This is a genomic window from Actinomadura chokoriensis (genome assembly GCF_039529475.1).
GTDB lineage: Bacteria > Actinomycetota > Actinomycetes > Streptosporangiales > Streptosporangiaceae > Spirillospora > Spirillospora bangladeshensis.
In genome coordinates, this window is record NZ_BAAAMW010000002.1 from 532747 (window position 1) to 557914 (window position 25168).

Annotated in this window: 22 protein-coding genes; 7 read left to right on the top strand and 15 right to left on the bottom strand. The window is 71.6% G+C overall.

Features of this window, described 5'->3' with window-relative positions:
• Positions 1-3: 3 nt before the first annotated feature.
• From ABFX46_RS06630 to ABFX46_RS06685, 12 genes are all read right to left on the bottom strand, one after another.
• Entirely contained in the window at positions 4-423 is a 420-nt protein-coding gene (locus ABFX46_RS06630) for a roadblock/LC7 domain-containing protein (RefSeq protein ID WP_131939610.1), read from the bottom strand.
• Entirely contained in the window at positions 420-3191 is a 2772-nt protein-coding gene (locus ABFX46_RS06635; protein ID WP_346040440.1) for a nitrate- and nitrite sensing domain-containing protein, read from the bottom strand. Before ABFX46_RS06635 ends, ABFX46_RS06630 begins: the two co-directional genes overlap by 4 nt.
• A gap of 114 nt (positions 3192-3305) precedes the next feature.
• The gene (locus ABFX46_RS06640; protein ID WP_131939612.1) at positions 3306-3668 is read right to left on the bottom strand and encodes a hypothetical protein; all 363 of its coding nucleotides are present in this window, start codon (positions 3666-3668) and stop codon (positions 3306-3308) included.
• Between the two features lie 41 nt (positions 3669-3709).
• Positions 3710-4294 (bottom strand): ATP-binding protein, encoded by a 585-nt coding sequence (locus tag ABFX46_RS06645; RefSeq protein WP_346040441.1) that lies wholly within the window; start codon positions 4292-4294, stop codon positions 3710-3712.
• A gap of 129 nt (positions 4295-4423) precedes the next feature.
• Positions 4424-5005 (bottom strand): PadR family transcriptional regulator, encoded by a 582-nt coding sequence (locus ABFX46_RS06650; RefSeq protein ID WP_346040442.1) that lies wholly within the window; start codon positions 5003-5005, stop codon positions 4424-4426.
• Between the two features lie 141 nt (positions 5006-5146).
• The gene (locus ABFX46_RS06655; protein ID WP_346040443.1) at positions 5147-6955 is read right to left on the bottom strand and encodes a fatty acyl-AMP ligase; all 1809 of its coding nucleotides are present in this window, start codon (positions 6953-6955) and stop codon (positions 5147-5149) included.
• A 6-nt stretch (positions 6956-6961) separates the two neighbouring features.
• Entirely contained in the window at positions 6962-8971 is a 2010-nt protein-coding gene (locus ABFX46_RS06660) for an acyl-CoA dehydrogenase family protein (RefSeq protein WP_346040444.1), read from the bottom strand.
• A 73-nt stretch (positions 8972-9044) separates the two neighbouring features.
• Positions 9045-9554: a hypothetical protein gene (locus ABFX46_RS06665; protein ID WP_346040445.1), complete on the bottom strand. Its 510-nt coding sequence runs from the start codon at positions 9552-9554 to the stop codon at positions 9045-9047.
• Positions 9555-9582: 28 nt separating this feature from the next.
• On the bottom strand, positions 9583-10506 hold the full coding sequence (locus ABFX46_RS06670) for an SGNH/GDSL hydrolase family protein (protein ID WP_346040446.1): 924 nt from the start codon (positions 10504-10506) through the stop codon (positions 9583-9585).
• A 39-nt stretch (positions 10507-10545) separates the two neighbouring features.
• The gene (locus tag ABFX46_RS06675) at positions 10546-11139 is read right to left on the bottom strand and encodes an SGNH/GDSL hydrolase family protein (protein WP_239067882.1); all 594 of its coding nucleotides are present in this window, start codon (positions 11137-11139) and stop codon (positions 10546-10548) included.
• Positions 11140-11168: 29 nt separating this feature from the next.
• The gene (locus ABFX46_RS06680) at positions 11169-11426 is read right to left on the bottom strand and encodes an acyl carrier protein (RefSeq protein WP_346040447.1); all 258 of its coding nucleotides are present in this window, start codon (positions 11424-11426) and stop codon (positions 11169-11171) included.
• A gap of 453 nt (positions 11427-11879) precedes the next feature.
• Complete coding sequence (locus ABFX46_RS06685; RefSeq protein ID WP_346040448.1) at positions 11880-12929, bottom strand: sulfotransferase family protein; 1050 nt, start codon at positions 12927-12929, stop codon at positions 11880-11882.
• A gap of 463 nt (positions 12930-13392) precedes the next feature.
• On the opposite strand from ABFX46_RS06685, the gene ABFX46_RS06690 reads away from it, so the two are divergent.
• The 3 genes from ABFX46_RS06690 to ABFX46_RS06700 all read left to right on the top strand — a co-directional run bounded on the left by ABFX46_RS06690 (position 13393) and on the right by ABFX46_RS06700 (position 21162).
• Positions 13393-14112 (top strand): hypothetical protein, encoded by a 720-nt coding sequence (locus ABFX46_RS06690; protein ID WP_346040449.1) that lies wholly within the window; start codon positions 13393-13395, stop codon positions 14110-14112.
• Between the two features lie 39 nt (positions 14113-14151).
• Positions 14152-16170: an SPFH domain-containing protein gene (locus ABFX46_RS06695; protein ID WP_346040450.1), complete on the top strand. Its 2019-nt coding sequence runs from the start codon at positions 14152-14154 to the stop codon at positions 16168-16170.
• 117 nt (positions 16171-16287) lie between these two features.
• Positions 16288-21162 (top strand): DNA repair ATPase, encoded by a 4875-nt coding sequence (locus ABFX46_RS06700; RefSeq protein WP_346040451.1) that lies wholly within the window; start codon positions 16288-16290, stop codon positions 21160-21162.
• 37 nt (positions 21163-21199) lie between these two features.
• Here ABFX46_RS06700 and ABFX46_RS06705 read toward each other — a convergent pair whose 3' ends face one another.
• From ABFX46_RS06705 to ABFX46_RS06715, 3 genes are all read right to left on the bottom strand, one after another.
• Complete coding sequence (locus ABFX46_RS06705) at positions 21200-21364, bottom strand: hypothetical protein (protein WP_346040452.1); 165 nt, start codon at positions 21362-21364, stop codon at positions 21200-21202.
• Positions 21365-21537: 173 nt separating this feature from the next.
• Positions 21538-21960 carry an ATP-binding protein gene (locus ABFX46_RS06710; RefSeq protein WP_346040453.1) on the bottom strand — a complete coding sequence of 141 codons (423 nt, stop codon included), beginning with the start codon at positions 21958-21960 and terminating at the stop codon, positions 21538-21540.
• A complete protein-coding gene (locus tag ABFX46_RS06715; RefSeq protein ID WP_346040454.1) occupies positions 21957-22241 on the bottom strand; it encodes a hypothetical protein in 285 nt (94 codons plus the stop codon). The genes ABFX46_RS06710 and ABFX46_RS06715 overlap by 4 nt, the downstream gene beginning before the upstream one ends.
• 169 nt (positions 22242-22410) lie before the next feature.
• Here ABFX46_RS06715 and ABFX46_RS06720 point away from each other — a divergent pair, with 169 nt between their 5' ends.
• The 4 genes from ABFX46_RS06720 to ABFX46_RS06735 all read left to right on the top strand — a co-directional run bounded on the left by ABFX46_RS06720 (position 22411) and on the right by ABFX46_RS06735 (position 25027).
• Complete coding sequence (locus ABFX46_RS06720) at positions 22411-23271, top strand: helix-turn-helix domain-containing protein (RefSeq protein ID WP_346040455.1); 861 nt, start codon at positions 22411-22413, stop codon at positions 23269-23271.
• Positions 23272-23284: 13 nt separating this feature from the next.
• Complete coding sequence (locus ABFX46_RS06725) at positions 23285-23491, top strand: DUF397 domain-containing protein (RefSeq protein WP_346040456.1); 207 nt, start codon at positions 23285-23287, stop codon at positions 23489-23491.
• Positions 23492-23670: 179 nt separating this feature from the next.
• Positions 23671-24840, top strand: coding sequence for a hypothetical protein (locus tag ABFX46_RS06730; protein ID WP_346040457.1), 1170 nt, complete (start codon positions 23671-23673; stop codon positions 24838-24840).
• Positions 24824-25027: a hypothetical protein gene (locus tag ABFX46_RS06735; protein WP_346040458.1), complete on the top strand. Its 204-nt coding sequence runs from the start codon at positions 24824-24826 to the stop codon at positions 25025-25027. Before ABFX46_RS06730 ends, ABFX46_RS06735 begins: the two co-directional genes overlap by 17 nt.
• The last annotated feature ends 141 nt before the right edge of the window (positions 25028-25168 follow it).

Here is a 25168-nt window from a genome sequence, read left to right on the forward strand (position 1 = left end):
GGGTCACCTGGGTCCGGGGCCGGCGGCGCTCTGCCTGACTCCGGTGGACAGCTGCCGGCCGACGCGCTTGACCAGCATCGTCATCTCGTAGGCGACGAGGCCCGCGTTGGCGCCGACCTCGCTGAGCAGCGCGAGGCAGCTGTTGGCGCCGGCGGGCACCACGAAGAACAGGCCCTGGTCCATCTCGATGAGGGTCTGCCGGATCTCGCCGGACTCCAGCTGCGGCCGCGCGCCGTTCGCGAGGCTGTGGAACCCCGCGGCGAGGGCCGCGAGGTATTCGGCGTCCTCGCGGCCGACACCGCGCGACTTGCCCATCACGAGCCCGTCCCGGGACAGCACCACGACCTTGCGGATCTGCGGAACCCGGTCGACGAGGTCGTCGAGGAGGAAGTTGAGCTCGGCGGCGACTCCCTGCTGGGTCATGATCTTCCCTCCATGCCGTCGGCCGGTCCTTCGTCCTCGTCCCTGCCCCGCAGCCAGCCGGCCTGCAGGGAGGCGAACAGGTCGCGGGACGCCTCCGCCGAGCGCTCCTCCCAGGCGGCGAGCGCGTCCTCCGGGGGCGCCGCCGGGGCCGGCTCGTCGTCGAAGGCGTCCGCGTCGCGCAGCTGCGGCGCCAGGTTGCCGCCCCGCACGCGGCGCGGCAGCGGGGCGCGCCCGCCGTTCCCGCCGCGGGCCTGCACCTCGCCGAACGACTGCGCCTGCCCGAAGGACTGCGCCTCACCGAACGACTGGCCCTCGCCGAACGAGGCGGGCGTCTCGTAGCGGCCCTGGCCGGCGTAGGGGTCGTGGCCGTAGGCCGGGATGCGCGGGCCCGCGGCCTGGAACGGGCGCGTCGCGTCGAACGCGGGCGGCGGTCCGGGCTGCGCCCCGTGCGACGGTGGGGCGCCGTACGGCGTCGGGGTCTCGGTTCCGTCGTACGGGCCGAACCCCACCGTCGCGTCGTGCTCCGGCCGCTCCTCCAGGGACGCCGGCGTATCGGGCGCCGCGGTCTCGTACGGCGGCGCGCCGCCGTACGGGGACGGGCCGTCGTACGGCGGCCCGGGGTCGTAGGGCGGCGCCGCGTCGTAGGGCGGCGCGTCCTGCACGGTGTCGTACACCGGGGCGTTCAGCATCGCCGTGGACGACGGCGCCGACGGCGTGGGCCACTGGCGCGTCGAGCCGTTCGCCGCCGCGTGCCCGTTCTGCCGGACGGGCCCGGCGACCGGCACGTCCCCGCCGGACGCGCCGGACGCGGCGCCGCCCTCGTCCTCGGGCTGGTCGACGTCCACGATCAGCTCGCGCGGGATCAGCACGACGGCGCTCACGCCCCCGTACAGCGACGGCTGGAGCGCGACCCTGATGCCGTGCCGGCCGGCGAGCCGGGCGACGACGAACAGGCCGAGCCGGTCGGTGACGGCCAGGTCGAACTCGGGGGGCCGCGACAGCCGCAGGTTCAGCGCGTCCAGCTCGGACTGGTCGAGCCCGATGCCGCGGTCGATGACGTCGACGGCGAACCCGTTCGCGCCCATCTCGCCGCGCACCAGCACCTCGGTCGGCGCGGGCGAGAACACGGTGGCGTTCTCGATCAGCTCGGCGAGCAGGTGGATGATGTCGGCGACGGCCTCGCCGATCAGCGCGGCCTGCCCGGACATGACGACGACCTCGACGCGGGTGTAGTCCTCGACCTCGGCGACGGCGGCGCGCAGCACGTCCTCGACGTGCACCGGCCGGCTCCAGCCGCGGCCCGGGGACGTCCCGGACAGGATGACCAGGCCCTCGGCGTGCCGCCGCATGCGGGTGGTGAGGTGGTCGAGCCGGAACAGGTCCTCCAGGGCCTTCGGGTCGGACGCGCCGCGCTCCATCTCGTCCAGCATGCGGAGCTGGCGGTGCAGCAGCGACTGGCTGCGCCAGGCGACATTGAGGAACACGCGGCTGATGCCCTGCCGCAGGTACGACTCGCGGACGGCGGTCTCGATCGCGGTGTGCTGCACCTGGGTGAAGGCGTCGCCGACGCGCGCGACCTCCTTGGTCTTGCCGATGACGAGCGGCGGCGCCTCGGCCTCCACATCGACCTCCTCACCGCGCCGGAGCCGGGCGACGACGGCGGGCAGCCGGTCCTCGGCGAGGTTCAGCGCGGCGCGCTGCAGCCCGCGCAGCTCGCGGGACAGGCTACGGGCCGCGAGCAGCGACAGCACGATGGACGCGATGACCGCGAGCAGCCCGAACCCGCCGGCGAGGACGAGCCGCATGACGATCCGCTCGCCGATCGGCTTGGCCAGCTCGTTCAGCGCGAGGCTCGCCTGCTGGACCTTCTGCCCCCACGCCTGCGACAGCAGCTGGGTGGTGGCCTGCCAGTCGGCGGCCTCGGCCGGCAGCCGGTCGCCGCGCGCGTTCACGATCGCGTCCTCGGCGGCCCGGTACCGCTTGAACTGGTCGGACGCGGCGAGCTGCTGCAGCGGCCCGCGGATCTGGTCGTCGAGGTCGGCGAGCCCGGCCTCGAACTCCCGCCGCCCCTCCGCCGCCCACTGGACGAACGCGGTGTGCTCGGCCGGGGTGAGCCGGCCCTTGCGCGCCATCGCCGCGGTGACGAGGGAGTCCTCGCGCAGCATGTAGGCGCGGGCGTTGCCGATGCCGATCAGCGCGCGGCCCTGGGTGAGGATCGCGACGTCGTTCACCGAGACCAGGCCGTCGAAGACCTTGATGACCTGGTCGAGCATCGTGCTGTAGGAGTTGATGACGTCCAGCGGGGCGACCTGCCCGGTGTCGACCCTGCCGCGCAGCCGCGGCAGCGTGTCGAGGGCCTTGATCGCCTCGGCGAGGCGCTGCTTCGTCTCGGGCTGCGCCGCGTCCTGCGCGTCGGCCGACAGCGCCGTCCCGCGGAAGGACTTCTCGACGGCGCTGACCCGGGCGCGCTGCACGCCGAGCTTCTGCTTGTTCGCGGCGTCGCCGGAGACGAGCGCGACGACGCTCAGGGAACGCTCCGCCTGGAGCTGGTTCACGAGGTAGAGGCCGGGGAGGCCCATCTTCTCGTACGTCGTCGAGAAGTCGTACTTGTCGAACGCGTCGCCGAGCGTGATGTTCGCGGCGAACGCCCACAGGGTGATGAGGGACACCAGCGGGACCAGCAGCAGCGCCGTGATCCGCAGGCGGATGGGACGTCTCCGCCGGGCCTTGCCGCCGGGGACGTCGTCGCGGGGTGCCTTCGAGGCCATCAGATCACAACCTCATGCCGAGGGCGGGCCGGGATCGCGGCCCGTGTCGTGGGGGGAATGCGGGGGCGGGGTGGCGTTCTCGCTTCTCAGCGCTCGCCTGTCAGGGCTCGCCTCTCACGGACGCACCTCGTCCAGCGCCGCGCGGGCGACCAGTCCGCGCAGCCTGCCGGAGATCATGGCGACGGCCTGCGCGTGGCCGCGCGCGGCCTTCTCCCGCGAGGTGTACTGGCCGATGTCGGCGTGCATCGAGAGGTCGGACACGATCGTCTGCCACAGCAGCGGCCGTCCGTTCGCCGCGATGCCGAGGTCGACCACCGTGAACCAGGTCGAGACGACCACGACGGCGGCGCCGACGCGGATGACGTCCTGCGCGAGCAGGCGTCCCCGCACGTCCAGCAGCAGCCGCTGGGCCTCCTCGGCCGTGGCGGGGCTCCCGTCCGACCGGTGGTAGCGGGCGGTGTGCGCGTTCTCGGGCATGGCACGTCCATTCGCCGAACCGGGGGCTGCGGACGGGGTGCTCAGTGCCCGGGGTGCTCGTCCCGCGGCCAGGCGCGCACTTCGCACCACACCGACTTGCCCGACGGCGTGTGGTCGGTGCCGTGCCGGTCGGCCATGACCGCGACGAGGAACCAGCCCCGGCCCGTCTCCTCCATGAGGTCGACCCGGCGCGGCCGGGGGACCCCGGTGCCGTGGTCGTGGACCTCGACGCGGAGCCGGGTGCCGGCGCGCAGCAGCCGCAGGCGGAGCGCGGCGCCGGACACCGTCGCGTGCCGGACGGCGTTGGTGACCAGCTCGGAGACCAGGACCTCGGCGTCGTCGCGGATGTGCGCGATGCCGGAGGCGACGGTGACGGACCGGCTGAACCGCCGGGCCCGGGGCACGGACTCCCGTTCCGCGGGGAGCGTCAGCTCGCCCAGCAGCAGCGGGGGCGGTTCGTCGATCGCCGGCAGGCCGTGCGCGGCGGTGGCGACCATGTCGCCGGCCGGCGCGGCCGCGGGCAGCGCGTCGGTGCGGAGTGAGTCGGCGGGCAGGGCGTCGTCGGCCAGTGCGGTGTTGGGGAGTGGGCTGCTAGGGAGTTCGATGGTGTGGTGTTCGCCCGACATGGTGAACGCCTCCTTGACTAAGGCGTGTCGCCCGGGTCCAGCCCGGCCGGGGTGCGGGGCTGGGGTGGGCGTGAGGGGTCGGCGCGGGTGGCGCCGCGTTCGAGGGGGCCGCGGGCGGCATGATGGCCGTCATGACGCCTCGTCCCCCTCGGCCTGGGTGCCCGTCCGGCTGCGCAGCAGCCGGGCGGTGCTGGTGAACCACTCGTAGTTCTCCTGCTCGAAGCGGCGGCCCCGGAGGCAGGTGAGGTAGGGGCCGAGCGGGGACCCGGTCCGCAGGAACGTCTCCTCGTCGAGGTCGCCGCGCAGGTGCTTGAGGGTGTGCTCGAAGACCTCGACCTTGGCCGCGGCCGCGACCGCGCGGTCCTCGAGCTGCGCGATGACGGACTCCGCGCGGATGTGGTCGACGGCCTGGACCATCACGAGCAGGTTCTCCCGGATGATCCCGGGTTTGGCGGGGGTGACGGCGAACCGCTCGAGCTCGTCGACACCGGCCTGGGTGACCGTGTACACCCGCTTGTTGGGACGGTCGTGCTGGATGATCTGCCGTCCGCGGATCAGGCCCTCCGTCTCCAACCTCGACAGCTCCGAGTAGAGCTGCTGCGGTACGGCATGCCAGAAGTTGGAGACCGACAAATCGAAGATCTTGGCCAGCTGGTAGCCGCTGTACTCGCCATCGAGCAGCGCCGCCAGCACCGCGTGACGTAGCGCCATCGGCCTTCTCTCCCCGCCTTGACTCAGGGTTGCGACCGACGTTAGCAGACAAAGACATGATTAGTCATGCTTTTGACTAGGATTGGTCAGCACTAATTTTTGGATCTTCGAAATGGCACGTCACGGGCCTGCGCACGGTTTTCATGCCGGTGCCCGCCGGAGGTCGGCGACGTCCGATTCGAGATCATCGGCGAGTGCGGTGATCTCCCCGGTGAGGAACGCCTCCCGGGTCAGCCGGCGCTGCATCTTCCCGCTCGTGGTGCGCCGCACGGTGCCGCGCGCGGCGAGCACGACGCTCACCGCGGGCAGCTCGAACGCCCGCGCCACACGGGCCTTGATGAGGGCCGCCAGCTCGTCCAGGGGCGTTCCGGCGGCCGCCCGGGTACTGATCTCCTGGACGAGGACGACGTGCTCCCTGCCGCCGTCCAGGCCGCCGCCGACATCGGCGTCGATGGCGCCGTCGATCGCGAACGCGGCGCCGATCAGCGCGGCCGGATGGGCCGCGCGCGCCGCCTCCTCGATGTCGTGGGCGTGGATGTTCCGGCCGTTGACGATGATCAGGTCCTTGATCCTTCCGGTGACGAAGAGTTCGCCGGCGAGGACGAATCCCAGATCACCGGTCCGCAGATAGGGACCGTCGTCGGCAATGGTGCGCGCACCGAAAGTCTTTCTGCTTTCTTCCGGGCTGCCCCAATAGCCCCGCGCGACGCTTCCGCCGCGGACCCATATCTCGCCGACCCGCCCTTCCGGGCGTTCGGCGCGCGTCTCCGGGTCGACGATCCGCACGTCCAGGGTGACGGGGCGCCCGCTGCTGACGAGCCGCCGCGTCCCCTCCGGGCCCGCGCCCTCCCGGCCCGCGCCCTCCTGGGTCGGGAGGGGGACCGCCTCGTCCTTCGTGAGGGCCTCGGCGTCGAAGTCGCGGACGACCGGGCCGGTGCCGCGCGGGGCGCCGGTGATGAGCAGCGTCGTCTCCGCCATCCCGTAGCAGGGCATCCACATCCCGGGCCGGAACCCGACCGGGCCGAACCGCTCGGTCAGCGCCTCCAGCGTCGACGCCCGCACGGGTTCGGCGCCGTTCTTGGCGACCGTCAGCGACGACAGGTCCAGGCCGTCCAGCTGCTTGTCGGTGACGCGGCGCAGGGCCAGCTCGTACCCGAAGTTGGGCGCGACGGTAATCGTGCCCTTGTGGCGGGTGATCAGCTCCAGCCACAGCACCGGACGCTTGATGAACGCGATCGGCGAGGTGAACACGTACCGGCAGCCGAGGTAGAGCGGTTCGAGGAACTGGCCGACCAGGCCCATGTCGTGGTAGTGCGGCACCCAGCCGACGCCGACGGTGTCGGGCGAGCCCTCGATGCGGCGCTTGATCTCCTCGCCGTTGCACAGCAGGTTGCCGTGGCAGACCATCACGCCCTTCGGGTCGCTGGTCGAGCCCGACGTGTACTGGAGGAACGCGATGGTCGCCGGCTCGAACTCCGGCGGCGTCCAGTCGCCCGGATCGGCGTCCTTGCCCGCCTGGGTGTCGAGGCAGTGGACGCGGTTGCGCAGACCCGCCGCCCGCAGCCACGCGTCGAGCGTGGCCCGGTGGGCGGTGTCGGTGAGGATCAGCGCGATGTCGGCGTCCTCGATGATGCGGCGGGTGCGTCCGAACCGTCCCGCGTCCAGGTCGGGCAGCGGCGCCGGGACGGCGATGACCCGCGCGTACAGGCAGCCGAGGAACGCCGTGATGAACTCCAGGCCCTCCGGGTACAGCAGCAGGACGGCCCTGTCGCGCAGCCCGCGCGCCTCCAGGCGGCAGGCGAGCGCGCGCGCCTTGCGGTCCAGCTCGGCGAAGCCGAGCACGTTCTCCTTGTACTTGCGTCCCGGCTCTTCGCTGATGAAGGTGAACGAGCGGTCGTCACCGTACGTCTGGATGTTGTCCCGGACGAGGGACACGAAATCCGTGTACACGGCCTATCACTCGTCCTCGGCCAGGGAGAGCAGCGAGAACCAGCGCCGTTCCTCGAAGCTGCGGAACATCGCGTCCTCCAGCGACGGGAGGAACTCCTCCGACAGGGCGGCGTCGGGCTGCGCGCGCTGCAGCAGGCGCTGCAGGCACAGGGCGAGCCACTGGCCGTCCGCGAACGGGCCGCCGAACGCGTGGCGGTTGTGCAGCCACGTCAGCATGCAGGAGACCATCGCGTGCAGTTCGCAGTACCGCTTGGCGCGGGCGAGCGCGGCCACCGACGAGGTGTCGCCCTCGGCCGCCCTGATGCCCTCGTCCACCTTGGCGCGCAGGCCGCCGATGCTCGACACGAGGTCCTTCAGCTCGGCCGCGACACCGGGCGCGGCGTGCGCGTTCGCCGCCTCCAGCACCGCCTCGGCGATCTGCTCGAACCGCTGCCCGACCTCGTCGCGTCCCTCGTTGGTGAGCTGGAGGCGCCGGCCGTCCGGCTCCCACGCGGGCGGGGTCCGCGTCCAGCAGAACAGCTCGGCGAGCAGCCCGTCCTCGCCGCCGGTCTCCTCCGGCGGGTCGATCAGGTACGGGAGCTGCCCGGCGACGTTCGCCAGGTTCACGTGCGTGGTGCCCTCGAAGATGCTCGCGATCGCGTGGTCGCGCTGGAGCTTCTGGAACACCCCGTGCGCCACGCCCTCGCGCAGGTAGCCGCGCGCGGCGAGGACCGTCCCGATGCTCGCCACGACCTCCTCCCCCAGCACGGGGACGAAGTACTTCGCGATCGACGACCACAGGCTGAGCCGCCCCGGCGCGACCGTCAGGCAGCGCGTCACCGGGATCGCGACGCACTCGGCGATCAGCAGGTCCAGATGGGCCTTGAGCAGGTGGTCGCGGATGACGGGGATCTTGTAGATGTCCGAGCCGTAGAGGGTGCGCTGCCGCGAGTACTCCATCCCGATGCGCACGACCGCGTCGATCGTCCCGACCGACAGCGCCGCGATCGCGGTCCGGGTGATCTGCAGCGTCTTCAGCGTCTGGACGAGCCCGGACCCGCGCCGCCCGATCACCCGGTCGGCGGGCACCCGCGCGCCCGAGAACGCCACGCCCGACAGGTCGTGGCCGCGCAGCCCCACCGTCCGGACGGGCGGCAGCGTCGACCAGGCGGCCGGGTCCAGCTCCCGCTTGTCGACCAGGATCAGGGAGAAGTCGCGCGGGCCGGTCTTGGCATAGGTGGTCACGAACCGGCCGCGGGTGGCGTTGCCGACCGGCCACTTCACGCCCGTCAGGACCAGCTCGTCGCCCTGCAGGTCGGCCTCCGACTCCGACGCCATCACGTCGCTGCCGTGGTCGGCCTCCGAGACGCCGAAGCAGGCGAGGTCGCCGCGCAGCACCCCGTCGGCGACCGTCCTGCGCTGCCACGCGCTGCCCCACAGCCACACCGGGTTCACCGCGAGCAGCCCGGACCCGTACATCACCGCCACCGTGACGCTGCGGCGGGAGATGCCGCGCGTGACGAAGAACAGCTCCTCCAGCGTCGACAGCCGCCCGCCGAGCGGGCACGGCACCAGGTACTTCGGGAAGCCCCACGCCCGGACGGCGTCCACCGCGCCCGGCGGGAGCTCGTCGCGCTCCTCGGCCTCCACGATCGCCTTGTAGGAGAACGGCCCGGCCTCGTCGTCCATCGGATCGCCGAGGTAGCCGTCCAGGTCGGCGGCGATCCGGTGCGCCGGGGACAGCCCCGGGAGCAGCCGGCTCGGACGCGCCGGGCCCGCGTGCCCGGATTCCGACACCGCTTCATCCGGCAGCGCCTGGTCCGGGGTGGCCCTACCGGGCACGGCCTCATCCGGCACCGTTCTGACCGGCAGCGCTTTGTCCGGCACTGCCTGATCCGCCGCCGCGGGTTCGGGCGCCGCCCGGTCGGGGACGGCGGCGGCCGGGACGGGCGGGCCGGCGAGCGCGGGATCCGCGAGTCCGGGGTCCGCGAGCGCCGGGGCCGCGACTGCGGGGTGTGCGGGGACCTTACTGTCCATCTTTCGTTCCACTCCCTTTTCCTCGGTCGGCTCCCCGCGGCCCGCCGTCCGGCCGCGCCCCGGGGAGCGCGGCCTATGACCGCGTCGTGCCGGACGGGCCCCCCGTTCCCTCCGCTCCCCCCGAGTCGCCGGAATCCCCCGAGCCGCCCGGGTCCCCCGGGCCGTGCGCGTCCTCGTGCGCGCCGTCCGCGGCGTCCTCCATCCGCCGCCCGACCGCCCGCGCGAGCGTCATCGCCGCCGGCAGCGGGCGGACCATGACGGTCAGGCCGGTGACGAGGCCGGTGCCGCCGAAGCTGAGCAGGTCCAGCCCCTGGACGGACTTGCCCAGCACCCGCGCCTCGAAGATCAGCGCCTGGGTGGGCGGGCCGGCCCCGTTCGGGGCGCGGCTCACCAGGTCGTCGGTGTAGCGGAACTCCTCGAAGACCTCGAACAGCACCGCCAGCAGCCTGCCGACGGTGTCGCGGCCGAGGTAGGGCTTCACCATCACCGGGCTGCGGAACTCGATGCCCGGGTCCAGGGCGCGGGTGACGGCGGCGAGGTCCTTGGCCTCCACCGCCGATCGGAACGTTCCGGGAACCGTCATCCGAGCTGCTCCCTTCGCTTGCGGCGTGTCAGTTCTTCCGGGGCGGGGCGGTGCCGGCGGGGGGCGTGCTCGTGCTCTCGGCGGGACGCGCCCGGACAGGCGGCGGCCCCGCGGCGGGCGGGACGGCCTTCGGCATGGCGTTCGGCATGCCGGGCGGCACGGCGGGCGGGACGGTGGGCGGGGCCGCGGTCGGGGCCGCGGCGCGGGCGAGGTCGTGCGCCCAGGCCCGGTAGCCGGCGGGCGACGGGTGGAAGCCGTCGGAGGCGAACAGCGCGCGGTCGCGCGCCATCGCCTCGTCCATGGGAGCGTGGACCGCCCCGCCGGCGCGCGCCGCGTCCCGCGTGATCCGGTCCATGGTCCGCGCGCGTGCGCCGAGCACGTACCGCAGCGGCTGCGGGAGGGCGGGGAACCGGTGCACCGGCGGCATGCCCGCCACCAGCACGCTCGCGTCCGGGTACCGCTCGCGCACGGCGCCGACCAGTCCGGTCACGTCGGCGGCCCAGCGGCGCGGCGGGCGGCGCCGGATCAGGTCGTTGATCCCCGTGGTGACGACCACGAGGTCGGGCCCGAGGTCGGGCCCGGGGCCGCCCGCCGCGGGGATGAGGCCGGCGGTGATGCGGCGGGCCGTCGCGCCGTTCTCACCGGAGACCGACCACGCCACGCTGCGCCGCAGCCGGTCGCGCAGCGCCTCGGCCAGGAAGCCCGGCAGGGCCTCGGCGTGCCGGGACGCGCCGACGCCGACCGCGGTGGACTCCCCGATCACGACGACGCGGAACGCGGGGCGGCCGGTGCCGGGGTTCGCGCCCGGCACGAAGCCGTGCTCGTCCCCGCCGGCCGGGTCGAGCCGGGGTGTCCGGCGCACGGTCCGCCACGCCTGGACGGCCAGCACGGGAGCCAGCGGAATCAGCATCATCGACTGGGGCGCGCGCGCGAACGCGAATGGTCTCTTCATCTGCATCCCACACTGCTGGATCGGCCCCCGAGGCTCAGTTCAGCTCACCCGCTCCCCGAGCAGGCTCCCCGCAATCTCCGCGATCACCTCCGCCACATATGCGTGCCCTCTCGGGTTCAGGTGGATTCCGTCGGAACTCCACATCGCGGGGTCAGCGACTTTCGCCACCGTCTCCGGTTCCGGAAACGACATTCCGAAGTCGCGGGAGACGCGGTCGAGCTCGGCGTTGAAGTCGTGAATGCGCTGGACGGTCCGTTTCTTGCGGAACTGCGAGATGGGCGAGAGGTCGAGCAGCGGCGGCCGCGGCACCGGGATCGCCACCACCACCGCGCCGCGCCCGCGGGCCCAGCCGAACAGCTCGTCCAGCCGCACCGCCGCGGCCGGCCGCTCGAAGCCGCGCAGCGCGTCGTTCATGCCGCAGCCGAGCACCACCAGGGCCGGCCGCAGGTGCCGGACGGCCGGCAACTGGTCGCGGGCGACGTCCTCGACCGTCGCGCCGGGATCGGAGACGTTCAGCATCGATTCGCGGGGAATGCCCAGGTGGGCGGCCAGACGGCCGGCCCAGCCGAGCCATCCGCCGGCCGGGTCGGGGTCGGCCTGCCCCTCGGCCACGCTGTCGCCGAGGACCACCATCACGGGCCCGTCCCCGGGCCGGCCGCCCATCACGCGACGAGTTCGAGCAGGTAGTCGGTGAGGGCGGTCACGGTCTCGCGGCGCCGGGCCTCGGCCACGTCGACCTCGACCTGGAGGTGGTCCTCGATGTCGCTGATGATGCTGATCGCGTAGACCGAGTCCACCCCGTAGCGGGCGAGTTCGACCGACGGATCGATGTTTTCCGGGGGCCTGTCGAGGTAGAAGGCGATCCTGTCAAGAAGCCACGATTGCAGCTCGCCGTGGGAAATTGTTTCCGATGTGGTCACCGCACTCCTCCTTATGTCAGAGGATCGTCGAATCAATCGCGATAGGCATTGGGTGACGAGCAACACGCAAGATACAACCAAACGCTTGATGTGTCCTCAAGGGGCCGGGTGAACGATCGGACACGGCCATGTCTCTGTTCCGTAAATTAAGTCAGCAGGCCGGTAAAACGGCACCCTGCCTACCCGCCGGTAACCCTGCCGTTAAGGGGCCCAGCCGACGATGATCGGAAAACGCTGTCCCCGCCCGTCCCAGCGGTCCGCTTCTCCCCCGCGCGCCGTCCCGCGGCACGCCACCTGCGTCGTTCCCCAGCAGCCGCGCGGCGGCGGGCCGGGCGGCGGCCCCGGCCGGCCCGGCACGTTCCATGAGAATTTCGGACAACCGGCCAGAATCACCCAGCGCGATGGTCCCCCGTACTCCTTGCCCTGGGGACAGAGTCACCTGTCTCTGGCGCGTCAGTCCTCAGACCCTCCGGTCAGCGGCACCGGTCCGGTCAGCAGAGAGGCGACGGGGTTGGGCTCGCGGCCCTGGGCGAGCCGGTCCCGCACCGCGTGCGCGTGCCGGGTCCGCCAGCGGTGCGCGGCGAGCCGGTGGAACTTCGCGAGCTGCGCGGCGGCGGGGCGCGGCACGCCGGTCAGCTCGTAGCCGTGGTGGCGCAGCCGGTCGGCGAGGACGTGCTCGACCAGGTCCGCCTCCTCGTCCTCGAAGCGCTCCCGCCACGCCCCGACCACGCGCGTGTTGGGCGCCTCGTGGGTGCGCAGGTGCCAGGTGCGCCGGGCCGGCACCGTCTTGCGGGCGTGCTGGTACGCCTTGGTCATCTCGGCGTCGTACTCCTCGCCGAGGAACGCGCACAGCTTCACCAGCTCGCCCTCCGGCTCGGTGACGAGGTCCTCGTAGCGGAACTCGTAGAAGGTGTCCGGACCGAGGCGGACGCCGAGCCGCCGCCCGGTGTCGACCGCCTCCCGCCAGGTGAGCGCGGCGGCGTAGAGGTCGCCCTTGAACCAGGGCATCCGCGTCAGCGAGCTCACCGCGTCCCGGCCGTCCCGGACGAGGTGGACGAACTGCGCGTCCGGGAACATCCGCCGGAGCATCGGCACCCGGCGGAAGTAGCTCGGCCGCTTGTCGCCCCACCGCGGCTTGCCGTGCGCCCGCGCGTAGGCGCGGAAGACGGCGGCGAGCGCCGACCCGAGCGTCGGCGGCGCCTGCACGATCTCCTCGACGACGGCGGCGGGGTCCAGGCCGAGCGCTGTGAACTTGGTGTCCGCGCCGCCGGTGATCCATTCGGCGAGCGCCCGCCGGTTCCGCTCCCGCTCCAGATCGCCGAACTCGTGCCGCATCGCGTAGGAGACGTGCACGAACCGGGTCTCGGAGGGGAACGCGATGCGCCGGTGCGAATGCAGCATCTGCTGGAGCAGCGTGGTTCCCGAGCGCGGGCACCCGAGGACGAAGACGGGCCGGCAGGAGTCCTGCGTCGCCGCAGGTGGGAGCATGGCTGGCGGGGTCATGGCGGGCGACGGTAGCGACCGCTCCTGAGCCGGGGCTCCAGCGGACCTCAACGCTCCCTGAACGTCCGCGCGGGCACCGGGGAGTTCGCCGTATTCGCACTGAAATGCAGGTCAACGCCCTGTACCCGCCCATCCGCCGCTTAAAGACTTCCCTTCCGGCAAGAAATAAGCTAAAGTAACTACCGGTGTGCCGGGAAGTCTGGTCGGCGAGACAGGATCTGTCTCCGACCAGGAGGGTGTGAATGACTCCCCGGCACTTTTTCATTGCGCCGGCTCCGCCGCGCAGAGCCCGCCCCCAGGACGCCAGGCCGTACGACCTGAGCCACATCACCTGGGCGCACGCCTTCCCAGATAGCTGAGCTCGACCCCTTTCCACGCTCAGCGAATCCTTTCTCAATGCCGGACCGCCGTTTTCGGCCGCCCGGCGGCCAATGACGTCTCGAAGCGGAAGCGTGCATTTCTCATGGGCGAATTCTTCGACGCAGCGCTCGGTTTCCCCACCGCTCTTTTCAGCTTCTCCCTCCTGGTCGTCGCCGGGTACTGGACGCTCGTCCTGCTCGGCGGCCTGGGCGTCGACCTCCTCGGCGCCGGCACCGATGCCGATACGGGGGCCGGTGCCGGCGCCGGGGACGCCGGCGGCGCGGACGGGGACGGGGACGGGCTCGTCGCCGAACGCCTCGCGATGCTGGGCCTCGGCGGCGTCCCGGCCACGGTCGTCCTCTCCCTGCTGATCGCGATCGCGTGGTTCGTGAGCCTGGCGGCGTCCGCGCTGACCGGCGGCGTCGCCCTGCGGCTGCTCGGCATGTCCGGGGCGCTCGTGGCGGCCTGGGCCGGGACCCGCCTCGCCGTGCTGCCGCTGCGCCGGGTGTTCCAGAACCAGGTCGCGGCGTCGCTGCGCGACTTCGTCGGGCTGCCGTGCGTGATCCGGACGGGCCGGGTCGGGCCCGACTTCGGCCAGGCGGAGGTCACCGCGCCGGACGGGTCGTCCGCGATCGTCCAGGTCCGGCAACCCGCGGCGGACGTGCCCGTGGCGGGCGCGGGCCTCACCGCCGGCCTGCCCGCGGGCCTGACCGCGGGCAGCACCGCCCTCATCTTCGACTTCGACCCGGACGGCCAGTTCTTCTGGGTCATGCCGCACGAAACCGCGTCCGACCTGGCCGAAGACCGCCGCCGGACCGGCTGACCCCCCGCGACCTCGTCCCCCAGCAGAACAGGGATCCCGATGGACACCATCACCATTGGAGCCGGTGTGCTCCTCGCGCTCGCCCTGCTCATCGCCCTCGGCCTCGTGCTGATGGTGAGCCGGTTGTTCCGCAAGGTCGACCAGGGCCGCGCGCTGATCATCTCCAAGCTCAAGAAGGTCGACGTCACCTTCACCGGCGCGATCGTCCTGCCCGTCCTGCACAAGGCCGAGCTGATGGACATCTCGGTCAAGACGATAGAGATCGAGCGGACCGGCCGGGACGGGCTGATCTGCAAGGACAACATCCGCGCCGACATCCGCATCACGTTCTTCGTCCGCGTCAACAAGACCGTCGAGGACGTCGTGAAGGTCGCGCAGGCGATCGGCACCGAGCGCGCCAGCAGCCAGGACACGCTGCAGGAGCTGTTCGCCGCCAAGTTCTCCGAGGCGCTGAAGACCGTCGGCAAGCACCTGGACTTCGCCGACCTCTACACCCGCCGCAACGAGTTCCGCGACCACATCATCCAGGTGATCGGCACCGACCTGAACGGCTACAGCCTGGAGGACGCGGCGATCGACTACCTGGAGCAGACGTCGCTGCTCTCCCTGGACAAGACGAACATCCTGGACGCCCAGGGCATCCGGAAGATCACCGAGCTGACCGCGCTGGAGCACGTCCGCACCAACGAGTACACCCGCAACGAGGAGAAGGAGATCGCCCGCCAGGACGTGGAGGCGCGCGAGGCGATCCTGGAGCTGGAGCGCCGCCAGGCCGACGCCGAGCTCCGCCAGGAGCGCGAGATCGAGACCGTCCGGGCCCGCGAGCAGGCGGAGATCGAGCGGGTCAAGGCGGAGGAGCGGCTGCGGGCGCAGGCCGCGCACATCCGCACCGACGAGCAGCTCGGCGTGCAGCACGAGAACAAGGACCGCGAGGTGTCGGTCGCCGCGAAGAACAAGGAGCGCGTCCTCGCGATCGAGAGCGAGCGGATCGAGAAGGACCGCCTGCTCGAGGTGATCGCCCGCGAGCGGGAGACCGAGCTGACCCGGATCGCCGCCGACAAGGAGGTCGAGGCGGAGAAGCGGGAGATCGCCAATGTCGTCCGGGAGCGGATCGCGGTCGAGCGGACGGTCGCCGAGCAGGAGGAGGCCATCAAGCGGCTGCGCACGGTCGAGGAGGCCGAGCGCGCCCGCCAGTCGGTGATCATCCACGCGGAGGCCGAGGCGCAGGAGAACCTGGTCAAGGACATCAAGGCCGCCGAGGCGGCGGAGGCCGCCGCGCAGCACCGGGCCCGCGAGGAGGTGACGATGGCGGAGGCCCGCCGGCAGGCCGCCGAGCTGGACGCCGAGGCGAAGGTGCGGCTGGCCGAGGGCCTGCGCGCCGAGTCGGCCGCCCCCGGCCTCGCCGAGGTCGAGGTCCGCGAGCGCGACGCCGCGGCGATCGAGAAGGTCGGCCGCGCCGAGGCGCTCGCCGCGCAGGAGATGGCGATGGCGGAGGCCGCCCGGATCCGGGAGAGCCTGCGCGCCGAGGCCGAGGGCCTGCACGAGAAGGCCGGCGCGATGGCGGCGCTGGACGAGGCGTCCCGCCAGCACGAGGAGTACCGGCTGCGGCTGGAGGCGGAGAAGGACGTCCGCCTCGCGGGCATCGAGGTGCAGCGGCAGGTCGCGGAGGCGCAGGCCAGCGTGCTCGCGGCCGGGCTGGAGAAGGCCGACATCGACATCGTCGGCGGCGACTCGGTGTTCTTCGACCGGCTGGTCGGCTCGATCGCGCTCGGCAAGGGCGTGGACGGCTTCGTGCGGAACTCCGAGGTCGCGCAGTCGCTCGCGGGACCGTGGCTGGACGGGACGTCGTCCTTCACCGACGACATGACCCGGCTGCTCGGCTCGCTCGACACCGGCGGCGTCCGCGACCTCACGCTGTCGGCGCTGCTGCTGCGGCTGATCAAGTCCGGCGGCCCGGAGGCGGCCGGACTCCAGGACCTCCTGGACACCGCCCGCCGCCTCGGCGTCGCCGACGCGCCGCTGCCGGCGGCCAACGGAACCGCGGTGACCGCCGGCTGATCGAAGGGACCTGCGGCGGGTCGCCGGGTCCGGGGGCCGCCGGACCGGCGGCCCGCCGCAGCCGCGGCGGACCGGCGGCGCGGGGACGGCGTGGACTTCGGGTAGAGGGGAGCAACGGTGAGCGAGGTCGTCAGGGAGGCCGCCCAGGCCGAGCACGGGCGGGACGGGCTGGACCACGGGACGTACGAGGTCCTGCGGGCGCGGCTCGCCGGGCACGCCGGTGAGCTGGCGCGGCGCGCGGAGGCGCTGAACGCGCGGCGGCTGGAGGTCTTCGGCGGCACGGAGATGCGGCTGGCCGGCACCGAGCGGATCCGGACGGAGCACAGCTGCGTGCCCCGCGACGTGGTCGCGCTCGGCGGGGTCATGCTGTTCGGCTACAACGTCTTCCTCGGGCTGAAGCCGGAGACGGCGGTCGGCGACGTGTTCTCCCTGCACCGGTTCACCCGCGGCGAGGACGGCATCGCGTTCGTCCCGGCCGGGCCGGAGGCGGTGCCGGGCCTGCTCGACGACCCGCGCTTCCTGCGCGACTTCGCCGACATGTACCGGTACTACCGGCAGGCGCGGCTGCTCCAGCTCCGGCTGGTGGACGGGCGGCTGCTCGCGGTCTTCCAGACCGGCCCGCGCCTCACCGACCTGCGCGTCCTGCGCTGGCGGACGGCCCCGGACGGCACCGTCGCCTACGAGGACAACCAGGGCGAACGCGACCACTCGTTCCCGCCCGCGCACGACGTCGACTGGGTCGAGACCACGCGCGACGACCACGTCCTCGGGCGCCACCCGCACATCTCGATCGGCGGCGAGCTGTTCGTCGAGACGATCGGCGGCACGCTCACGGTGAAGATCGAGGACAACACCGGCACGGGCGAGGGCATCTACTCCGAGCCGGTCGACGAGCCCCTGCAGTCGCTCGCGGACGCCGACGTCCTGCACGCGCGGGTCGGGGCGCTGGTCCTCCTGCGGATCCGGCCCTACAACGAGTCCGCGTGGCGGCACCTGGTGTTCAACGTCCGGACGAAGGAGGTCACGCGGCTCGACGGGATCGAGCAGGCGTGCCGGCGGCTCCCCGACGACCACGGGATCATCTTCCCGGGCGGCTACTACCTCGACACCGGCGCCGCGAAGACGTTCGACACCGACGTGGCGGGGCTGGAGTACGAGCGGGTCGTCCGGTCGCCGAACGGCGAGGACGTCCTCTACGTCTTCCACTCGCGGGAGGACGGCCGGTCGCTGCTGCTGCCCTACAACGTGATCCGCAAGCGGGTCGCGACGCCGGTCACCTGCCACGGGTACTCGCTGTTCGAGGACGGGACGCTCGTCGTGATGCGGGCGTTCTCCGACGAGCCGTCCCGCGTCCACCCGATGCAGATCTGGGCGACCCCGTACGTGTCGGACGCGCACGCCGCCGCGCAGCCGGTCGGCACCGGGCCGCTGGAGCGGGTCGGGAACGCCGACCTCGTCCGCGGCATCTCCGAGTGCCTGTCGATCACCCGGATGGTGGACGAGATGTCGCCGTCCGCGCGGGTGTTCGAGGCGCTGATCGCGTCCTGCACGCGGGTCGCGGACCTCTACCACTGGCTCGCCGACGAGGAGCTCGGCGACGTCACCGCGCCGCTGGCGGACGTCCGCTCGACGGCCGGCCAGGTGCTGGACGAGTTCGAGAAGGTCCAGGCGCTGACCGAGCAGGCCGTTTCCGCCGTTTCCGAGGCCGCCGACGGCATCGCCGCGCTGGTCCGGAGCGCGCGGACGGAGCCGCCGGCGACGGCGGACGGCTGGATCTCCCGGCTCGCCGAGTTCCGCCGTGCCCAGGGCCGGCTGGAGACCCTGCGCGACCTCCGCTACGCCGACACCGCCCGGATCGACGAGCTCTCCGAATCCGTCCAGGCCGAGCTTCGCGACGCGGGCGAGGGCGCGGTCGAGTTCCTCCAGCGCGAGGACGCCTTCACCGGCTACCACGCCGAGGTCGAGCGCATCGCCGAGGCCGCCCGCGCCATCGAGACCGCCGCCGACGCCGCACCCCTGGCCGACCTCCTCGCCGCGCAGAACGAGGGCCTTGAGGTCGTGACCGAGGTCGTCGGCGACCTCGACATCACCGACGCGACCGCCCGGACCGCGATCCTGGAGCGGGTCGGCGAGGTGCTCGGCGGCCTCAACCGGGCCCGCGCCGTCCTCGACAACCGGCGCCGCGACCTGCTCGGACGGGAGGGCCGCGCCGCGTTCGCCGCCGAGCTGGCGCTGCTCGACCAGTCGATCGCCGGGGCCCTGGCGACCGCCGGCACGCCCGAGGACTGCGACGAGCAGCTCGGCCGCCTGCTGCTCCGCGTCGAGACGCTGCAGGCGCGCTTCGCCGAGCTGGAGGAGTTCCTCGCCGAGCTGGAGACGAAGCGGACCGAGGTCTACGAGGCGTTCTCGTCCCGCAAGCAGACGCTGCTGGACGAGCGCGCCCGCCGCACCGACCGGCTCACCGGGTCGGCCGAGCGCATCCTCGCCGGGGTCCGCCGCCGCGCGGCCGCGCTCTCCTCGCCGGACGAGGTCAACACCTACTTCGCCACCGACGCGATGGTGGCCCGGCTCCGCTCGATCGCCGAGGAGCTGCGCGGGCTGGACGACGGCGTCCGGGCCGAGGAGCTGGAGGGACGCGTCAAGGCCGCCCGCCAGGAGGCCGGGCGCGCGCTGCGCGACCGGCTCGACCTGTACGGGGACGGCGGCGGGACGATCCGGCTGGGCCGGCACCGGTTCGCGGTCAACACGCGGCCGATCGAGCTGACCCTCGTCCCGCACCGCGACACGGTCGCCTTCGCGATCACGGGGACCGACTACCGGGGGCCCGTCCGGGACGAGGGGTTCGCCGCGACCCGGCACCTGTGGAACCAGACCCTGGTCTCGGAAACCCCGGAAACCTACCGCGCCGAGTACCTGGCGGCGTCGATCCTGGCGGCGTCGCCCCTCGACGACCTGCGGCGGGCCGCGGCCGACGGGCGCCTCCTCGCCCTCGTCCGGGACGCGGCGGCCGACCGCTACGACGAGGGCTACGAGCGGGGCGTCCACGACCACGACGCGGCCCGCATCCTGGAGGCGCTGCTGCGCCTGCGCACCGACGCGGGCCTGCTCCGCTACCCGGGCGCGGCCCGCGCCACCGCGCAGCTCTTCTGGACGCACGGCACCGACGAGGCCGGACGCTCCACGTGGACGACCCGGGCCCGCTCCCTCGTCCGCGCCCGCGAAGCCTTCGGCCGCGCCGACGCCCTGACCGGCCTCACCGCCGAACTCGCCACGTCGATCACCGGCTTCGCAACGGCGCACGACCTGCCCGCACCCGACCCGCTCACCGCCGAGTACCTGGTCGAGGAACTGGCGGCCGCACCCGACGGCTTCGTGACGAGCCAGGGCGCCCGCACGCTCCTGAAGGGCTTCGCCCAGGCGGCGGGCGACGGCACCCTGGACGACGACCTGCGCGGCGCCGGCACTCTCGCCGCGCGCCACCAGCTCGCCGAAGCCTGGCTCACCTCCTATCTCGGGACGGGCGCGGACGGCGACCCGGCCGACGTCCCCGAGGCCGTCGCGACGCTGCTCTGCGCGTCCGACCGCTACGACTCCCCCGCCGCGCTCACGGCCACGATCGAGGACCTGCTCGGCGACCACCCGCGCATCGCCGACCGCAGGCTCGTCCTGCGCCTGGACGAGCTGCTCGCCCGCACCCACCGCTTCCGCACGGAGCGCGTCCCCGCCTTCCGCGCCTACCAGAAGACCCGCAACGACCTGATCGCGTCCGAGGAGAAGCGCCTCGGAATCGCCGACCTGAAGCCCCGGACCATGAGCGCGTTCGTCCGGAACCGCCTCGTGGACGAGGTCTACCTGCCCCTCATCGGAGACAACCTCGCCAAACAACTCGGCGCCACCGGCGATGGCAAGCGCACCGACCAGATGGGCCTGCTCCTGCTCATCTCACCGCCCGGCTACGGCAAGACGACCCTCATGGAGTACGTCGCCGACCGCCTCGGCCTGGCCTTCGTCCGCGTCGACGGCCCCGCCCTCGGCCACGACGTGACGTCCCTGGACCCGGCGCAGGCGCCCAACGCGACGGCGGCCCGCGAGGTCGAGAAGATCAACCTCGCCCTCGACATGGGGAACAACGTCCTGCTCTATGTGGACGACATCCAGCACACCTCGCCCGAATTCCTGCAGAAGTTCATTCCCCTCTGCGACGCCCAGCGCCGCATCGAGGGAGCGGCCCGCACCTACGACCTGCGCGGCAAGCGCTTCGCCGTGTGCATGGCGGGCAACCCGTACACCGAGTCCGGCCGGCGCTTCCGCATCCCCGACATGCTCGCCAACCGCGCGGACGTGTGGAACCTGGGCGACGTCCTCTCCGGTAAGGACGACCTGTTCGCGCTCAGCTACATCGAGAACACGCTGACCTCGAACCCCGTCCTGGCGCCCCTCACGACCCGCGACCGCGGCGACGTCGACCTGCTGGTGCGTCTTGCCTCCGGCGACGAGACCGTCCGCCCCGACCGCCTGTCGCACCCCTACTCCCAGGCCGAGTTGGACGAGATCCTGTCCGTCCTCGAAAAGCTGATCCACGTCCAACGGACCGTCCTGACGGTGAACCGCGCCTACATAGCCTCCGCCGCCCAGGACGACGCGTCCCGCACCGAACCGCCGTTCCGCCTCCAGGGCTCCTACCGCGACATGAACAAACTCGCCGAGCGCATCCTCCCGGTCATGAACGCCACCGAACTGGAAGCGGCGATCGACGACCACTACAAGGCCGAATCGCAGACCCTGACCTCCGACGCCGAAGCCAACATCCTCAAACTCGGAGAACTCCGCGGCACCCTGACCACCCCCCAAGCCGACCGCTGGACCCAGATCAAAGCCGCCTACCAACGCTCCCAGACCCTCGCGGGCAGCACCGAGGACCCGTCTGTCGGCGCCCTGCTGCACCTGGCCGACAAGCTGGCCGCGATAGAGAAGGCCCTCCGCACCCCCTGAAACCGGCGGACGCGCGTCCCAGCGACGCGCGTCCGTCCTACATCCCCTCCCCCACCCGCCCCTCGTACTGATCCCACAATTCGAACGCCTCGATCAGGACGTTCTCCACCTGCTCGGCCGCCGCCCGGTAGGCCTCGGCCCGCCCGGCGCACACCCCCGCGTCCCACGCGCGCCCGTCCCGCCGCCAAGCCCGAGCCCGCACGATCTCCCTCTCCGCCAGCGCCCGCCAGGCCCGCGCCTCACCGGGAAACATCTGAAGCGCACGCCCAGCCCCGGATCCCGGCCCGGATCCAGCCCCGGCGAACAAGATCACAGCCTCGGGCCACTCCTCCCGCCCTTCCGGACGAGGCCGCCGAATCCCCCGGAGCACCCGCTTCACCCGGCCACCTCGAACCACACCGTGGTCTGACCGGTGTTCCCGACGGACGTGCCCCACCGGTCCGCGAGCCCGTCCACCACCAGGAGGCCCCTCCCGGACTCGGCCCATCCGCCGCCCTGGGACGGGATCGCCGGAACCGCCCGCGCGCCGCCGTCGTCCTGGATCTCCACCCGGATCCGGCGGGACGCGAAGAGCATGGTCACCCACACCCCGCCGCCCGCCGAACCGCTCGCGCTGTGCCGGACGGCGTTCGTCGTGATCTCGCAGACCATGAGATCGACGTCCCCCGCATCGAATCCGTGGTCGCGCGCCGCCAGGGTCTCGGCCAGCCTCCGCCGGACATTCGCCCGGACCTGCCGGACGTCCAACACACCATCCGAACACAGCTGCTCCGTGTACCCGACGTCCCAGACGATCATCGCTCGACCTCCGCGATCTGCCGCGCGGCCATGAGAGTGGACCCGGCCGGGGCCTTGCAGACCCCGTCCCACAGGAACGCCCACCCACCGTCGCACTCCTGGACGCCGAGGACGGCCACGGACCTCCGCCGGGAGGGCACGGGAACCGAAAGCACCGGTTCAGCCTCAGCGTCCAGGACGAGCACCGACCCCCGCCCCACCCCGCGCAGGGCCCACATGAGCCCGACCAGCAGTTCGAACCGCTCCAGCGTCACGCTTCCCTGCCTACCGGGTCTCTCCATCGCGATCACCACCCCACGACTCGACCTTGCCGATCGGACACCGTCCGTCATCGACGGCTGACATACTGCTACTGAGCACCTGCAAGCTAGATTGCATCTTGCAGATTTACAAGCCAGTTGCAGAGATCAACAAAAAGTCCGCAAGGACGAATCAGACAAGGACCTGCATATGCCCCCGCGCTCAAGCCCCACGGCTCGTCGACGGCGCCTCGCCGGCGTCCTCCGACAGCTTCGCGAAGATCGCAGTTTGAGCTGTGCCGAAGTGGGCCGTGCAGTCGGCTGGTCGGAGTCGAAGGTCAGCCGCATCGAGACGGGCCGCACCGGCATACGGGCCGACGACCTTGATCACCTGCTCGACGTCTATGAGGTGGACGGCGACACGCGGAGTACGCTTCGTACACTCCGCAAACAGGCCCACCACCGCGGATGGTGGAACTCCTTTTCGGACGCCTTCCCCCATTGGTTCCGGAACTACGTCGGCCTTGAGGACGGCGCCAAGGCTCTGATGATCTACCAGGCGGACCTGGTTCCAGGCCTCATGCAGACCGATGACTACGCGGAAGCGATCATCCGTGCGCACCGCCCCTCACTCGAATCGGACGAGGTCGAGCGGCAACTCACGGCCCGAGCCGCACGGCAAGCCCTGCTGACTCAGCCCGACCCCCTCGAACTCTGGGTCGTCCTCGACGAGGCCGCGCTGCGCCGCATGGTCGGCGGCCCCAAGACGATGGCGGCACAGTTGCGCCGCCTCGAACACCTCGCCGACCTTCCACACGTAACCCTGCAAGTCCTGCCGTTCGACCAGGGGGCCCATGCGTCCATGGGGACGTCCTTCCACCGCCTGACGTTTCCCGAGCAGGACGCCGACGACATCGTCTACATCGAAGACCTCACCAGCAGCCAATATCTAGAGCAACCAACCGACATCGAGCGCTATACACTCGTCTCGGATCATCTGCGGGCATCTGCCCTGTCCCCGGAAGCATCCAAAGCCTTCATCAGGCGTCTCGCCGAGGGCCTGAGCGAGTGAGAGGGAGTACGGCGTGGCTCCGCCAAGTTCGACCAGCGCGACATGGCGCAAGAGCAGCCGAAGCAACGGAGCGGGTGGCGCCTGCGTGGAGCTCGCGGACATGCGCACACATGTCAAGGTCCGCGACAGCAAGGACCCGGCCGGCGCCGTCCTGACCATCCCCACCGACCAGTGGGCCGAGTTCCTCCACGCGATCAAAACCGGAACCCACGACCTCTGAACTGCACCGCGCGGAAGAGCTAGCACCTTCCTCCAGCCCGACCCCATCCGCACCGTGCCCACATCAGAGCCGCTCCCAGCCCACGCCGTCCGAACCTGCACCCCCAGGGGACCTCAATCGCCCTCATCTGCCGATGGCCGAATGGGTCGTCCTGGATGGTCGGACTGTAGGTTGGGCGGGTGAATCGAGAGGTGTTCGCCGCGCGGTTTAGTGCTTCAGTTCGGGCCGCACGGCAGTTCGCTCAGTCGCTGGTTTCCGAAGAGTTGCCGGAGCCGTTGGTGTTCCGGGTTCGGCTCAACCAGTCCTACGACGGGCACACCCCACAGCCCGGCGAGTTGAGATTTCCGAAAGACAGCGTCCATCGCCGGGCTGTCGCACTGAGCAGATGTGACACGGAAACCGCCGTGGCCGAATTGTGGCGTGACGGCCACGTTCCCGAATGGGTGAATGTCGCGGCGGTCAGTGAGACGGGCACGGCGACGGTTGTCGAAGTCGTTTGTTGCGGGCGCTTCACGAATGACGATTCTCGACTCTATCACTCCCAAGAGGGGGCACCACCATTTCATGTTCTGGGTCCGCCGCTGCCGCCTCGGCACGACGGCACCCCTTTCAGCATTCACACGCGTGCTGAATGCTGGCAGCGTTCCGACCTCAAACATCTGGCGACCGCCTCTAGCAAGGTGTGGTCGTTCACCCTGATGACCGAAGAGTTCGATGACCAGCTACTTTCCGCATTGCCGGATCTGCCATGCGTTGAGGTCTTCGAGCATCAGGCGTGCACAATCGAGGCCGAAGCCATGTCGGCCTTTCTGCGATTCCCGAAACTACGGAGCTTGCGCCTGCATCTCAGGGAACCGAGTGCATTCCATGTCGGCGCCGACGGCGGGAAACTCGACGCTCTCGCCGATCTGACAATTACCAACCTTCCACCGCGTCCATGGGGTCAGGCAATGCTGACCGAAGTCGCCCCCCACCTTAGGAACGTGCGCCTCAGCGCGAAGGACACTCTCCTGTTGGACGCTGCTTTCTCTCCGTCCCTGTATGGCGTGAGCCTTACGGCCGCCAACGTCGCCGGCTCGACGAGCCTGCCGGCAAAGCTTGATAATCTGACCATCCGCCTCACCGCTGCCGCCGATGAGGACCTGATCACGCTACTCGACGGCGTCACGCGCATCAGATCGCTGTCCCTTCGCGGGACACCGGTCAGCGATGCGATCATCCCGGTGCTCGAGCGGTACGACCTCGACCACCTCGACCTCGTCGATACCAAGGTGACGGCCACAGCACTGTCCCGGTTCCACATCGACCATCCCAGGACCAGGGTGCTTCCGCGTGTCCATCATCCTTGAGCACGCTGGTCTGCTCAGCGACGCCGCCAACGACCGGCTCTCGCAGCACGCCACCGACGGGCTCGCGATCGGTACGTGGCGCGCGCAACTCGCCCTCGGCGAACCGGCTCCCCTGTCGCCCGAACCCAGGACTGACGGTCTTCCCGGTGACGTCTTTGCACTCCTACCCCGCGACCACGAAGTCTGATCACAGCACAGACGATCACTAGCGCCCACATCTCTAACGCCCTCTGCCGCAGATCGGATGCTAAGGGCCTGCGGGCGCCTCCAGGCCTACTGGCTTGAGAGCGTCGTCTCCGGACTGCCAACCGCTGAACTTTTCACTCGA

Excerpts from the sequence above, each read along its gene's own strand:
- ABFX46_RS06645 (WP_346040441.1), bottom strand. The coding sequence starts at position 4,294 with ATGTCGGGCGAACACCACACCATCGAACTCCCTAGCAGCCCACTCCCC.
- ABFX46_RS06720 (WP_346040455.1), top strand. The coding sequence starts at position 22,411 with ATGCCCCCGCGCTCAAGCCCCACGGCTCGTCGACGGCGCCTCGCCGGC.
- ABFX46_RS06630 (WP_131939610.1), bottom strand. The coding sequence starts at position 423 with ATGACCCAGCAGGGAGTCGCCGCCGAGCTCAACTTCCTCCTCGACGAC.
- ABFX46_RS06660 (WP_346040444.1), bottom strand. The coding sequence starts at position 8,971 with ATGGACAGTAAGGTCCCCGCACACCCCGCAGTCGCGGCCCCGGCGCTC.
- ABFX46_RS06685 (WP_346040448.1), bottom strand. The coding sequence starts at position 12,929 with ATGACCCCGCCAGCCATGCTCCCACCTGCGGCGACGCAGGACTCCTGC.
- ABFX46_RS06640 (WP_131939612.1), bottom strand. The coding sequence starts at position 3,668 with ATGCCCGAGAACGCGCACACCGCCCGCTACCACCGGTCGGACGGGAGC.
- ABFX46_RS06650 (WP_346040442.1), bottom strand. The coding sequence starts at position 5,005 with ATGGCGCTACGTCACGCGGTGCTGGCGGCGCTGCTCGATGGCGAGTAC.
- ABFX46_RS06670 (WP_346040446.1), bottom strand. The coding sequence starts at position 10,506 with ATGAAGAGACCATTCGCGTTCGCGCGCGCGCCCCAGTCGATGATGCTG.
- ABFX46_RS06675 (WP_239067882.1), bottom strand. The coding sequence starts at position 11,139 with ATGGTGGTCCTCGGCGACAGCGTGGCCGAGGGGCAGGCCGACCCCGAC.
- ABFX46_RS06635 (WP_346040440.1), bottom strand. The coding sequence starts at position 3,191 with ATGGCCTCGAAGGCACCCCGCGACGACGTCCCCGGCGGCAAGGCCCGG.
- ABFX46_RS06695 (WP_346040450.1), top strand. The coding sequence starts at position 14,152 with ATGGACACCATCACCATTGGAGCCGGTGTGCTCCTCGCGCTCGCCCTG.
- ABFX46_RS06715 (WP_346040454.1), bottom strand. The coding sequence starts at position 22,241 with ATGGAGAGACCCGGTAGGCAGGGAAGCGTGACGCTGGAGCGGTTCGAA.
- ABFX46_RS06690 (WP_346040449.1), top strand. The coding sequence starts at position 13,393 with ATGGGCGAATTCTTCGACGCAGCGCTCGGTTTCCCCACCGCTCTTTTC.
- ABFX46_RS06665 (WP_346040445.1), bottom strand. The coding sequence starts at position 9,554 with ATGACGGTTCCCGGAACGTTCCGATCGGCGGTGGAGGCCAAGGACCTC.
- ABFX46_RS06710 (WP_346040453.1), bottom strand. The coding sequence starts at position 21,960 with ATGATCGTCTGGGACGTCGGGTACACGGAGCAGCTGTGTTCGGATGGT.